The 13,331-nt window shown below is 62.8% G+C and carries 11 protein-coding genes; 2 read left to right on the forward strand and 9 right to left on the reverse strand.

The window, feature by feature from the left end:
* Positions 1-18: 18 nt before the first annotated feature.
* The 4 genes from J5Y06_RS10030 to J5Y06_RS10045 form a co-directional block, all read right to left on the reverse strand.
* Positions 19-1,335 carry an ABC transporter substrate-binding protein gene (locus tag J5Y06_RS10030; protein ID WP_209334985.1) on the reverse strand — a complete coding sequence of 439 codons (1,317 nt, stop codon included), beginning with the start codon at positions 1,333-1,335 and terminating at the stop codon, positions 19-21.
* A gap of 130 nt (positions 1,336-1,465) precedes the next feature.
* Positions 1,466-2,365 (reverse strand): LysR substrate-binding domain-containing protein, encoded by a 900-nt coding sequence (locus J5Y06_RS10035; protein ID WP_209334986.1) that lies wholly within the window; start codon positions 2,363-2,365, stop codon positions 1,466-1,468.
* A 277-nt stretch (positions 2,366-2,642) separates the two neighbouring features.
* The gene (locus tag J5Y06_RS10040) at positions 2,643-3,596 is read right to left on the reverse strand and encodes a sugar-binding transcriptional regulator (protein WP_209334987.1); all 954 of its coding nucleotides are present in this window, start codon (positions 3,594-3,596) and stop codon (positions 2,643-2,645) included.
* Positions 3,597-3,692: 96 nt separating this feature from the next.
* A complete protein-coding gene (locus J5Y06_RS10045; RefSeq protein ID WP_209334988.1) occupies positions 3,693-4,454 on the reverse strand; it encodes an SDR family NAD(P)-dependent oxidoreductase in 762 nt (253 codons plus the stop codon).
* A 187-nt stretch (positions 4,455-4,641) separates the two neighbouring features.
* Here J5Y06_RS10045 and sugE point away from each other — a divergent pair, with 187 nt between their 5' ends.
* Together sugE and ggt are read left to right on the forward strand one after the other, a co-directional pair.
* Positions 4,642-4,959 (forward strand): quaternary ammonium compound efflux SMR transporter SugE, encoded by a 318-nt coding sequence (sugE, locus tag J5Y06_RS10050; RefSeq protein WP_209334989.1) that lies wholly within the window; start codon positions 4,642-4,644, stop codon positions 4,957-4,959.
* 52 nt (positions 4,960-5,011) lie between these two features.
* Positions 5,012-6,757 (forward strand): gamma-glutamyltransferase, encoded by a 1,746-nt coding sequence (gene ggt, locus J5Y06_RS10055; RefSeq protein ID WP_209334990.1) that lies wholly within the window; start codon positions 5,012-5,014, stop codon positions 6,755-6,757.
* A 48-nt stretch (positions 6,758-6,805) separates the two neighbouring features.
* On the opposite strand, the gene purF is transcribed toward ggt, so the two are convergent.
* The 5 genes from purF to J5Y06_RS10080 all read right to left on the reverse strand — a co-directional run bounded on the left by purF (position 6,806) and on the right by J5Y06_RS10080 (position 13,140).
* Positions 6,806-8,314 (reverse strand): amidophosphoribosyltransferase, encoded by a 1,509-nt coding sequence (gene purF / locus J5Y06_RS10060; RefSeq protein ID WP_209334991.1) that lies wholly within the window; start codon positions 8,312-8,314, stop codon positions 6,806-6,808.
* Positions 8,315-8,417: 103 nt separating this feature from the next.
* Entirely contained in the window at positions 8,418-9,032 is a 615-nt protein-coding gene (locus tag J5Y06_RS10065; protein ID WP_209334992.1) for a CvpA family protein, read from the reverse strand.
* A 45-nt stretch (positions 9,033-9,077) separates the two neighbouring features.
* Entirely contained in the window at positions 9,078-10,478 is a 1,401-nt protein-coding gene (radA, locus tag J5Y06_RS10070) for a DNA repair protein RadA (RefSeq protein WP_209334993.1), read from the reverse strand.
* 2 nt (positions 10,479-10,480) lie between these two features.
* A complete protein-coding gene (gene alr / locus J5Y06_RS10075; protein ID WP_385931205.1) occupies positions 10,481-11,647 on the reverse strand; it encodes an alanine racemase in 1,167 nt (388 codons plus the stop codon).
* Between the two features lie 2 nt (positions 11,648-11,649).
* Complete coding sequence (locus J5Y06_RS10080) at positions 11,650-13,140, reverse strand: replicative DNA helicase (RefSeq protein WP_209334994.1); 1,491 nt, start codon at positions 13,138-13,140, stop codon at positions 11,650-11,652.
* Positions 13,141-13,331: the final 191 nt, after the last annotated feature.

Here is a 13,331-nt window from a genome sequence, read left to right on the forward strand (position 1 = left end):
GCGTGCTTGGGAGGACGCTTACTTGATGTAGCCGGCGCGCGTCATTTCGCGCACGCTGACCTGCTGGGCCTGAGCCAACGCATCATCCACGCTGCTTTGACCAGCAAGGGCTGCCGAGAACAACTGGCCCACGGTCGTGCCGAGCCCCTGGAACTCGGGGATCGCAACGAACTGGCCGCCCGTATAAGGCACCGGCTTCACCGAAGGTTCGGTAATGTTGGCGGCCTGGATCGCATTCAGCGTTGGCTGTGCGAACGGTTCCTTCAGGTACTCTTCGTTCTCGTAAAGCGAGGTGCGCGTGCCGGGAGGAACAGCAGCCCAGCCTTCCTTGTCAGCAACGAGTTCGGTGTACTCTTGGCTGGTCGCCCAGGCGATGAACTTCTGGGCAGCTTCAGCCTTGGATGAACCGGCGGGAACCGCAAGGTTCCAGGACCACAGCCAGTTACCATTGTTGTCGACGCCTTCCTTGCTCGGGAAGATCGCGTAGCCCACCTTGTCTGCGACCGTCGAATTGTCTGGGTCGGACACGAAGGACGCCGCAACAGTGGCATCCATCCACATGCCGCACTGGCCCTGCTGGAACAGCGTCAGGTTCTCGTTGAAACCGTTGGACGACGCGCCGGAGGGGCCTGCGTCCTTCATCAGGTCGACATAGAACTGCAGCGCTTCCTTCCATTCTGGCTGGTCGAACTGCGGCTGCCAGTTTTCATCGAACCAGCGACCGCCGAAGGAATTGGTGAGCGCCGTCAGGAACGCCATGTTCTCGCCCCAGCCGGCCTTGCCGCGCAGGCAGATGCCGCTGATGTTGTTGTCGCGATCCGTGATCTTGCGAGCGGCGTCGGCGATGAATTCCCAGGACGGGTCTTCCGGCATGGTCAGTCCGGCCTTCTCGAACAGGTCGGTGCGATACATGATCATCGCGGACTCGCCGTAGAACGGCGCAGCGTAAAGCTTGCCTTCATAGGTCAGGCCGCTGCGGATCGAGGGCAGCAGGTCGTCGACCTTGTAGTTGTCGCCGAGGTTGTCGAGCGGCAGCAGCCAACCCTGCTTTGCCCAGATCGGCACTTCGTAGTTGCCGATGGTCATGACGTCGTACTGGCCACCCTTGGTGGCAATGTCGGTTGTCACGCGCTCGCGCAGGACGTTTTCTTCAAGCGTGACCCATTGCAACTGGATGTCCGGGTTCTTGCTCGTGAAGTCGTCTGTCAGCGACTGCATGCGGATCATGTCGCCGTTGTTGACCGTCGCGATCGTCAACGTTGTGGATTGCGCCTGTGCGACGCTCGCCAGCGCAAGCGTGGAGCAGGCGCCAAGCATGAGTGATTTCAGGGTCATTTGGTAACCTCCCTTGAACGGGCTACGAGCAATTGCCTCAGCCTTGGGCAAATGTTCAAAGCTAAGGCGCGAAGTCAACATGGATTCGTCGTTGCGGCGCAGCAAGCGATGCGGCCTCCCACGTTCTTCATCAGGTAAGGCTCGGCTCGAACTGGTCCAGCAGCCAGTCGCGGAAAGCCTTAATTTTTGCGATATTTCGTCGGGCCTGCGCATAAACCAGCCAATAATGCTGTCCATCGCTGCCGAGGTCGGGAAACAGCTGAACAAGTGCACCACTCGCCAGAGCCTCCTGAAAAAACAGCGGCGTGAGTATGGCGACGCCGCGTCCAGCAAGCGCAGCACTGGACGTCATGGACTGGGCGCCGAGATCGTTCTGCGGGTGCGATTCGAGGCTGTCTTCGGCGATCCCCACATGCTTGAACCAGAGCCGCCACCAGATGTCCGACGTGTCGATGATTGGCATCTGAAGGATGTCGGAAGGACGCTTTGGTGTCCCCAGGCGATGGAGAAGGGCAGGGCTGGCCATCGGCGTAAAGGTGATCGGCAGGAGCTTGTGTGCTGCAACTCCCGGCCAAACGCCGTAACCGCCACGGATCCCGACATCGACTTGTTCGCGCGTGAAATCGCGGGCGCGATTTTCCGTGTCGAGCCGAACGGCGATCTGCGGGTGCTGGAGCTGAAATAACCCAATCCGTGGCGCCAGCCAGTGCGACGCAAAGGTAGACGTACTGGTGACCGCCAGCACGGATCGGGTTTCACCCCGCGCCTCGTCGTAACCACTACGCAACCGTTCAAAGGCGTCGCTGACGATCGGCGCAAGGCGGGCGCCCACCTCGGTCAGTTCCACGTGGCGGGGTTTGCGCAAAAACAGCGGCGCCCCAACGCGTTCTTCCAGAACCTTGATCTGGTAGCTCACCGCAGCCTGCGTCATCCGCAGGTCTTCTGCGGCGCGTGTGAAGGACAGCAGCCGCGCAGCAGCTTCAAACACCCGCAGGGCTGCGAGCGGCAGGTTGGCGATCTCGTTCGGCATAAGGCAGCCTTATCGATCCTGATCGACGTTCAATTGGTCGATCAAGGCACAAACCGCCATCTTGATGCAAGCAGCAAAGAGGATGGTGCCATGACCTTCACCACAAGAACGGCCTCAAGATCGGACTCAAGCAGCCAGATCAGGCCTCTGAGATGGCTGCGCGATGCGATCTTCCGTCGGCGGCCAACCGCACCTCAGCGCAAGCTCTTCATCGACGAATTGTCTCCACATCTCGCCCGTGACATCGGCGTGGCTGATGGCGGCTCCGGCTGCCGGGTCAGCCCAGAAGTGATTGCGCGGTCGCCTCGTCTGTGACGAGGCCGTTGATGAGCTTGCCTTTTGCAGCGGCAAGCACCGCCTGCTGCTTGCGCTCGCCCATCGCAATACCGATCACCAGCGAGCGCTCGCGCGACGGGATCGGCGCACTGGCAACCCGATCATTCGTCAGCCCCGAGATCAGGCAGCCGTGGCGGTCGAAGGTCCAGCCGAGGATCTCGCCCATCGCACCCGCTTGCTGCAGCGCCTCGAGGTCCCCGGCCGAAATGAAGCCGTCCAGAAAAAGCGGCGCCGATTGGCCGAGGTCGCCGATCCCCACAAAGGTGACATCTGCAAGGGCCGCAAGCTCCAGCGTGGCGCGGATCATGGGCTGGCTGTGAAGGGTTTCCCGCTCTGCAGGCGAAGAGGCCAGCACCGGCAGCGGCATGGGAAACGACCGCGCTTTCACCGTGTCCGCGATGCTGAACAGCACGTTGTAAAAGGCGGCCGAGCCATCGGGAGCCACGTTGCCTGTCAGCGACACGATCTTGTGCTGCGGGCAATCCATAACCGGGAGCCGCTCCACGGCAGCCTTGAGGGTGCGGCCAGTGCCGATCCCGAGCACAAGCGGTTCGCTGCTGCGAAGCCGCCGCTCAATCTCAGCCGCGCAGGCATCCGCAATCCCCAGCGTTGTGGAGGCAGATCCAGGGTCGCTCGGCACCACTTCCACGAGCTCAAACGCGAACCGCTCCTGAAGCCGCTGCGCAAGATCAAGGCAACTGGCGATCGGGTGCTCGATGCGCACCTTCACCAGGCCTTCCGACATGGCCAGGGAGACAAGACGCTGTGCGGTTTGCCGCGACACGCCGAGCTTGGCCGCAACCTGATCCTGGGTGTTGCCACCGACATAATAAAGCCAGCCGGCGCGTGCGGCATCATCCAGGCGGCTGTTATGCGGGTCGGCGCGAAGGTTCATGGCGGCTCGTGAAAATCCCGCGCGGGAAAGCGCAGGGTGGCAATCTAGCGGCACCCATGGAGCCCCGCAACGGAGCGGCGGCTTGGGACGGATGCGTTAGTCGGGCAGGCGGAAGCTCTTGAAGCGGTTGTCGCGCACGTGGAACAGTTGCCCGGTCTCCGTGCGGTCGGTTCCGCAGATCGCCAGGATCCGTGCGGCGACCTCCGCGGGCGTCGGCAGGGTCTTCGGGTCTTCACCGGGCATCGCCTGCGCGCGCATGGCGGTGCGGGTGGCTCCTGGATCAACCGCGTTGACGCGCAAGGCCGAGTTTTTGGTTTCGTCGGCCCAACTGCGTGCAAGCGCGTCCACTGCAGCCTTGGACGCTGCATAAGGACCCCAGAACGCCCGCGGATTGGAGCCGGCGCCCGAAGACAGCAGCAGGGCTCGGCCACTGTCGGAGCGCCGCAACAGCGGATCAACGGAGCGGATCAGGCGCCACGTTGCGGTGACGTTTATCTGCATCACCTTCTCGAACACCTTCGCTTCAACATGCCCGATTGGCGCGATCACCCCGAGCACACCGGCATTGGCAACGAGAATGTCGAGCTTGCCCCAGCGATCGAAGATCGCGCCCCCGAGGCGGTCGATCCCGGCCATGTCCATGAGGTCGAGTGGCACCAGCGTGGCTTCGCCCTTGCCACTCTGCTTGTTCTCGGCCTTGATATCGTCGTCGAGATCTTCCAGCCCGCCGACGGTACGTGCCACTGCGATCACATGCGCTCCGGCCGCCGCCATCTGTTTGGCGATCTGATAGCCGATGCCGCGCGAAGCGCCGGTGACCAGCGCGATGCGGCCGGTGAGATCAGGGGCGGTGGTCATGCGGGGAGCTCCTGCTGTCAGCGTTTGCGAGGCTGATAATATGAATTCGTCCGGCGCGTAACCCCGGGCTTTGGGCGATCCGTTGACGGCGGCGCGCTGCAGCCTAGCTAGTTCAGCGGCGGGACGGCCCGCTTTTCATCATCATCCCGGATGAGGACGACCTCATCGCCATGAAGGAGATCTGGCGATGGCCTGGATCATTCTTGTTGTTGCCGGCCTTTTCGAGATCGGCTGGGCCGTGGGCCTGAAATACACAAACGGCTTCACGCGGGTCGTTCCAACCGGCCTGACGCTCGTTTCCATGATCATCAGCCTCGCCCTTCTGGGACTGGCCCTCCGCACCTTGCCGCTGGGCACCGCCTATGCCGTTTGGACCGGCGTCGGAACGGTGGGAACCGCACTGCTCGGGATCTGGCTGTTCGGCGAGCCGGCGCAAGCGATGCGGCTTGTTTGCATTGGCCTCATCGTGGCTGGCATTGTCGGTCTCAAGCTCGTGACGCCTTGAGCCGCAGGGCGGGGTGCCTATTCTGTCCTTCTCCCGGAGGAGGGGAGCCACCATGAGGCATATCCAGAGACTTTCCTGCACCGCCTTCTGTGCCCTGGCCGCGGTTGCCGGCCATACTTCCTTTGCGTCGGCCGCGTCGCCAGCCCCGGCGCAGGGCGACAACGGCATGGTCGTCACCGCCCAGCATCTCGCAACCGAGGTCGGCGTCCAGGTTCTGAAGGACGGCGGCAATGCCGTGGATGCCGCAGTTGCGGTCGGCTACGCGCTGGCAGTGGTCTACCCGACGGCGGGCAATCTTGGCGGCGGCGGTTTCATGACCATCCGGCTTGCTGACGGCAAGACCACGTTCCTCGACTTCCGCGAGCGCGCGCCGCTAGCTGCCACCAAGACGATGTACCTGGACAAGGACGGCAACCCGATTCCCGATGCGAGCACGCAAACCTACCTGGCGGTCGGAACACCGGGTTCGGTGGCAGGCTTCGAGATGGCGCGCGAGAGATATGGCACAATGCCACGCGAGCGCCTCCTGCAACCGGCGATCCGGTTCGCACAGGATGGGTTCGCGCTTGAGGCCGGCGACATTGCGTCGTTCGCCGGCAGCAACGAGCGGCTCGCCCAGGATCCGGCCGCCGCAAAAATCTTCCTCACGGACGGCAAGCCGCTGGCGCTTGGCGCAACTCTCAAGCAGGCCGACCTCGCGAAATCCCTCAGTGCAATCTCCGAGCGCGGCACCGACGCCTTCTACAAGGGCGAGATCGCCGATCTGATCGTCCAAGCGAGCGAGGCGAATGGCGGCATCCTCGCCAAGGCTGATTTCGAGCAATATGCCGTTCGCGAATTGGAGCCGGTGACATGCGGCTACCGGGGCTACGACATCGTGTCATCGCCACCGCCGTCTTCGGGCGGATTGGTGATCTGCGAGATCCTCAACGTGCTGGAAGGCTACCCGATCGGCTATCTCGGCTACGGATCCGCTGAAACAACGCGGCTGATGGTGGAAGCGATGCGCCATGCCTTTGTTGACCGCAACACGGCTCTCGGCGATCCCGACTTCGTGCAGAACCCGGTGGAGAAGCTGACCAGCGACGAATACGCAGCTGAGATCCGAGGGAGGATCGATCCGTATCGCGCGGGCAAGAGCGAGGGCCTGAAACCGCAAGGCTTCGGCGAATCCACGGAAACCACGCACTACTCCATCATCGACAAGGACGGAAATGCGGTTGCCGTGACCTATACGCTGAATGGGTCGTTCGGCACGGCCAAGGTGGCGGAAGGCACCGGCATTCTGCTCAACAACGAGATGGACGACTTCACCGTCAAGCCGGGCGTGCCTAATCTGTACGGCCTGGTTCAGGGTGAGGCCAACGCCATCGAACCGAAAAAGTCACCTTTGTCTTCTATGAGCCCGACCATCATTTCCAAGGACGGAAAGCCGTTCATGGTGGTCGGCAGCCCGGGCGGCTCGCGCATCATCACCATCACGCTGTCCGCGATCATGAACGTCATCGACCACGGAATGGATGTGCAGGAAGCCATCGACGCGCCGCGCATCCACCACCAGTGGCTGCCGGACAAGGTCCGCATGGAGCCCCTCGCGCTGTCGCCGGACACCCTGAAGATCCTGGCGGCGCAGGGATACGACGTCGGAATCGACGAGAACTGGACAATCTGGGGCGAGGCCGCCGCCATACTTGTGGGTGGCCGCAACCTGGAGGAAATTGAGAACGGCAGCGCCGCCGCCCGCTATTATGGCGCGATCGACAGCCGCGCCGAGGCCGGTTCGGCGATGGGCTATTAAACCGTTGACGAAGAATGGCTCACCCAGGGACGGGGGTGAGCCGCAATCTCAGCCGTTGCTGGCAAGAAGGGAAAGCTTACTGCCCATGGTTTCGCCGTCCTTGTCGAGGAGGCGGGTCGGGTAGTCACCGGTGAAGTAATGGTCGGTGAACTGCGGCCGCGCATTGTTGCGGTCTTCGCCACCCACAGCCCGGTAAAGGCCGTTGATCGACAGGAACTGCAGCGAGTCCGCGCCGATATAGCGGCACATGTCTTCCAGTGTTTCGTACTGGTTGGCGATCAGCTTTTCGCGGTCCGGCGTGTCGATGCCGTAGAAGTCAGGGTAGTAGATCATCGGGCTTGCCACGCGCAGATGCACTTCGCGCGCGCCCGCATCGCGGATCATCTGGACGATCTTCAACGAAGTCGTTCCGCGCACAATCGAATCGTCCACGAGAACCACCCGCTTGCCCTCGATCATGGAGCGATTTGCAGAGTGCTTGAGCTTGACGCCAAAAGCGCGGATCTGCTGCGTCGGCTCGATGAAGGTGCGCCCGACATAATGGTTGCGGATGATGCCGTATTCGAACGGGATGCCGCTCTGCTGTGCAAAGCCGAGTGCAGCCGGCGTGCCGCCATCGGGCACCGGGACCACCACATCGGCCTCGACGGGTGACTCCTTGGCGAGGTTCATGCCCATGTTCTTGCGGGCAACATAAACGCTGCGGCCGCCGACGACCGAATCGGGGCGGGCAAAATACACGTATTCGAACAAGCAAAGCCGCTCCGGCTGACGGTTGCCGGATTTGCGCGCGTCGATCGAGATGGAGCCATCTGCCTGGATCTCGCAGATGATGACCTCGCCATTTTCCACGTCACGCACGAACTTGGCGCCGATGATGTCCAGCGCGCAGGTTTCGGATGCGAAGATCGGCTTGCCGTCGAGTTCGCCCATCACGAGCGGGCGAATGCCGGTCGGGTCGCGGGCGGCGATCAGCTTCGTGCGCGTCATGGCCACCATGGAATAGCCGCCTTCCATTTGGCGGATGGCGTCGATGAAGCGATCCGAGGTCGACGTGTAGCGCGAACGGGCAATGAGATGCAGCACGACCTCCGTGTCGGAGGTCGACTGGCAGATCGCGCCACCGGCGATCAGCTGACGTCGCAGCGTCAAACCATTGGTGAAGTTGCCGTTATGGGCGATTGCAATGCCGCCAACTTCCAGTTCAGCAAACAGCGGCTGAACGTTGCGCAGCGCGACTTCACCCGTGGTGGAATAGCGCACATGGCCCATGGCGATGGTGCCGGGGAGTTTCGCGAGCGTTGCGGGGTCGGTGTAGTGATCGCCGACGAGGCCCATGCGCCGCTCGGAATGGAATCGCCGTCCATCGAAGGAGACGATGCCGGCTGCTTCCTGGCCGCGGTGCTGGAGCGCATGAAGGCCGAGTGCCGTCAGCGTCGCTGCGTCGGGATGGCCAAGGATGCCGAAAACCCCGCATTCCTCATGAAGTTCATCACCGAACAGGTCATCGACCTCGGAACGGAGATCGTTCGAGGCTTGGCGCACGGCGTCCTGCATGTTTAACGGCCCTTCAGCTCGCGACGGCTGCTGTGGGCGGACCTTTCAGGCCCGTCCCTGAGGTTAAGGCGCTCATATAATGTAGCCGGCGCCGTTGCGCCACTCAGTTGTTTGTGACGCCGTCTGCTGGTGCCGGCGTAACTGTCCCAGGAGGCACCACTGGCGCATCGGCAGGCGCTTCGGGAGCCGGCGTGGCTTCGTTGGCGTCGGGACCCGTCAGTCGGTCAAAAATGTCGGCGTCTGGGTCCGAAGGCAGCAGAGCCTCGATTCGTGCGCCGATATCTTCAAGAAACGGCCGCGACTTGGCGAAGGTGATCCAGGCAGGCGGATTGGAGCCGACGAGCCAGGAGAAAAACAGCAGCGCCACAGCGACCACCAGAATGCCGCGGGCAGCGCCGTAGAGGAAACCCAGCGTGCGGTCGAGTGCGCCGACCCGGCTGTCGATGATGAAATCGGCAACCTTCATGGTGATCACGGTGACGACGATCAACGCGATCACGAAGATGATCGCGGCCGAAGCGGCAAGCGCGATCTGGTCGTTGTCGATGTAAGGCGTCACATAAGGCACCGCGACGGGATAGAAGAAGTAGGCAGCCGCTGCGGCCGCAACCCAGGATGCGATCGAGAGGATCTCTCGCGAAAAGCCGCGCACCATGGCCAGGAGCGCCGACACGAGGGTGAACCCGATAAGAATTCCGTCCAGCAATGTGATCGGCATGGTTCCCCTTACTCCGCCGCGGCCAAAATGCGTTCCACCACGCCGTTATTCGTCATCGAGCTTGCCTCGGCGTGTCGCCGCGATCCGCGCAACAAGATCGGCAAGAACCGTGGGCTGAAAGGATCGTGCTGAGAACGCCCCGGTGGCGTCCTCTCCGACCACCGGCATCGCTGCCTGGCGAAACCCGAGCTTTTCTGCTTCTTTCATTCGCTGCGACGCATGGGCGACCGGCCGGATGGCGCCCGACAGGCTGATTTCGCCGAAATAAACGCAATCGGCAGGCAGGGCAAGGCCGGTCAAGGACGACACAAGCGCCGCGGCAACCGCCAGATCGGCGGCCGGTTCGCTGATCCGGTAGCCGCCTGCGACGTTGAGGTAAACATCGTGCTGCGCAAAGCGCACGCCGCAATGGGTTTCCAGCACGGCCAGCACCATCGACAGGCGCGACGAGTCCCAGCCAACCACAGCGCGGCGCGGGGTGCCGAGTGGCGAAGGCGCCACCAGTGCCTGAATTTCAACCAGCACGGGGCGTGTGCCTTCCATGCCTGCAAAGACGGCGGCTCCGGGCGACTTGGCGCTGCGCTCGCCCAGAAACAGCTCGGATGGATTGGCGACTTCGCGCAAACCGCGATCAGACATCTCGAACACCCCGATCTCGTCCGTCGGGCCGAAGCGGTTCTTCACCGTGCGCAGGATGCGGTAATGGTGACCGCCTTCGCCTTCGAAATACAGCACGCCGTCCACCATGTGCTCCACGACGCGAGGGCCCGCAATCTGGCCTTCCTTGGTGACATGGCCGACGAGCACGATGGCTGCACCCGTGGACTTGGCGTAGCGGATCATCGCCTGAGCGGAAGACCGCACCTGGGTCACCGTGCCTGGGGCCGAATCAGCCGTGTCGGTCCAGAGCGTTTGAATGGAATCCAGAATAACCAGGTCCGGCCGCTTGCCATCGGCGATCGTCGCCAGGATGTCTTCGACATTCGTCTCCGCCGCCAGTTCCACCGGGGTCGAGGCCACACCCAGCCGTTGCGCGCGCAAGCGGATCTGCGCCACGGCTTCTTCGCCCGAAACATACACGATGCGGTGGCCCTTGGACGCAAGCGCGGCCGCAGCCTGGGTGAGCAGCGTCGACTTGCCAATGCCGGGATCGCCTCCCACGAGCAAAGCCGAACCGCGAACGAACCCGCCGCCGGTCGCACGATCGAGTTCGCCGATGCCGGACACGATCCGCGGCGCGTCTTCGATCTCCCCGTCCAGGGACGTCAGTGTCACCGCGCGGCCCTTGCGGGCCGACTTCATGGATGAAGGTCCACTCCCGATCCCGCCCGCCGTGCCTTCTTCGACAAGGGTATTCCATTCGCCGCAGCCATCGCATTTGCCGGCCCAGCGGGAATGCACGGTGCCACAGTTCTGGCAGATGAATTGCGAACGCGCCTTGGCCACGGTCAAACGGCTCCCAGGACACGGCGATGGAAGCGCCGCCCCAGGCGCGTCAGGATCTCATACCCGATCGTGCCGCTTGCTTCGGCGAGATCGCCCAGCCGGATGTTTGGACCGATCAGTTCAATCATATCGTTTTCCCGCACGAGATCCGCTGCAAGATCCGTGACGTCGAAGATGGTGAGATCCATGGTGACACGGCCTAGGATCGGAACAGCGTGGCCGTGAAGGAAGCCGTATCCGCCGATCGGCTGGAGCTCTCGCAGGGGCACGCCGCTTCCGGAAGAAGCGCGGGGAAAGCCGTCGGCATAGCCAATGGCCACCACGGCAAGGCGGCTGTAGCGGCGGAGGCGAGTGGCTGCGCCATAGCTCACCGCTTCGCCGGCCGCCGCATCGCGCAATTGCAGGATCCGTGCTGTCAGCGTGACCACCGGCTCCAGGACGAGACCGGGTAAAACAACGCCGCCATAAAGTCCGATTCCCGGCCGGGTGAGGGACAGGTGATACGCTTGCCCGAGCAGGATGCCGCTTGTGTTGGCGAGGCTTGCTTCCACGCCGGGGAAGGCGTCCCGAAGGAGCGCAAAGCACTTCGCTTGGTGCGCGTTGTGAGGATGTTCCGGAAGGTCGGCGCAGGCGAGATGGCTCATCACAAGGACGATGTTGAGCGCCCGCGTCAGCGCGTTCTCGCGCGCGAGCGCAACCGCTTGCTCCAGATTCATGCCGAGCCGGTTCATGCCGGTGTCGACATGAAGGGCGCAAGGGAGTGGCTCGCCACCGGCTCGTCCATGCGCTTCCCACACGGCGACATCGCGCGCCGTGTTCAAAACCGGGATCAGTTGCGCTTCGACGAAAGTCTGGGCGGTATCGTTGCCGAACAACCCGTTCAACACAAAAATGCGCGCCTCCGGCGCGAGTGCGCGAACCGCCAGCGCCTCATGCAGCATCGCCACGAAGAAGGTGTCACACCCCGCGGACAGGAGTGCGGGCACCACGACGTCGACGCCCAGGCCATACGCATCGGCCTTAACCACCGCGGCTGTGGCTGCCGTGGGCGCTGCCTCAGCGAGCCGGCGATAGTTGGACTGGAGCGCCTCGAGGTTGATCACCAGTTCGCCACCCGCCAGGCGGGCGTCGACACTGGAGCCCGAGGGCGGAGGAAACGGAGCGGACAAGGCTATTCGAAGCGCTCCGGCAGGTGGCTTTCCTCCGCAAGATCGGAAAAGCGCGTGAACTCGCCCTGGAAGGACACCGTCACCGTTCCCGTCGGGCCGTGACGTTGCTTGCCGATGATAATCTCCGCCTTTCCGCGCGCATCATTCATCTCGCCTTCCCACTTGAGGTACTCGTCCGTCCCGGGCTTCGGCTCCTTGTTCTTGAGGTAGTATTCCTCGCGATAAACGAAAATCACCACGTCGGCGTCCTGCTCGATCGAACCCGATTCGCGCAGATCGGATAGCTGCGGCCGCTTGTCGTCACGATTTTCGACCTGGCGCGACAGCTGCGACAAGGCGACGATCGGAACGTTCAGTTCCTTCGCCAACGCCTTCAGGCCGGTGGTGATTTCGGTGATTTCCTGCACGCGGTTCTGCGATGACTTTGCGCTCGAGCCCTGCATGAGCTGAATATAATCGATCACCATCATGTCGAGCCCGCGCTGGCGCTTCAAGCGGCGGGCACGCGCGGCCAATTGGGCGATCGAGATGCCGCCCGTGGAGTCGATGAAGAGCGGCAGCTTCTGGTTCATCTGCGAATAAGCGACCAGCTTGTCGAAGTCGCTTTCCGTCAGATCGCCGCGACGGATCTTGGACGAGGGCACTTCCGTTTGCTCGGAGATGATGCGGGTCGCTAACTGCTCTGCCGACATTTCGAGAGAGAAAAAGCCGACCACGCCGCCGTTTTTGGCTTCAAACGAGCCGTCCGCCTGCTGGGCAGGTTCATAAACGGACGCGATGTTGAAGGCGATGTTGGTGGCGAGCGACGTCTTGCCCATGCCGGGGCGGCCGGCGATGATGATCAGGTCGGAGCGCTGCAATCCGCCCATGCGCATATCGAGGTCGCGGAGACCGGTGGCGATGCCCGACAAGCCTCCGTCGCGCTGATACGCGGCGCTTGCCATGTCCACGGCGGTCTTCATGGCGTCTGAAAACGACTCGAAGCCGCCATCATACCGGCCTGTTTCCGCCAGTTCGAACAAGCGCCGTTCGGCGTCTTCGATCTGCTCCTGCGGCGCCATATCGACCGGCGCGTCGTAGGCGATGTTGACCATGTCCTCGCCGATCGTGATCAGCGCGCGGCGGGTGGCGAGATCATAGATCGCGCGGCCATAATCCACGGCATTGATCACCGTCACGGCCTCGGCTGCGAGCTTTGCGAGGTAAAGCGACACGGTCATGTCGCCAACGCGGGCGTCCGACGGCAGGAAGGTCTTGATCGTTACGGGCGTGGCGGTTTTGCCCATGCGGATCATTTCCGCGCAGACTTCCCAAATTTTGCGGTGCAGCGGTTCGTGGAAGTGCGACACCTTGAGGAAGTCCGACACACGGTAGAATGCGTCGTTGTTGACGAGAATGGCGCCCAGAAGGGCCTGTTCCGCCTCGATGTTGTGCGGCGCTTCCCGATAAAGGGGAGCCTCGCTGACCGGGAGTTTCCTGACGGCTTCCGCCATGATCTTCGTCACCTCTGATGTGCCGGCTTAGCTATCAGGCCGGGCGCGGAAAGGCGCGGTCGCCGCCGCTTTGCGCACCGGATTCACAGATCATCATCAATCCGGGGAAAGAATCCCGTTGACCCAAGCCGGCCAGCCAGCATAGCTGAGTCGCAGTAGGAACAGAACAGGAACTTGAGCGCCGGAGCACA

This window comes from Tianweitania sediminis (assembly GCF_017813335.1).
Taxonomy (GTDB): Bacteria; Pseudomonadota; Alphaproteobacteria; order Rhizobiales; family Rhizobiaceae; genus Tianweitania; species Tianweitania sediminis.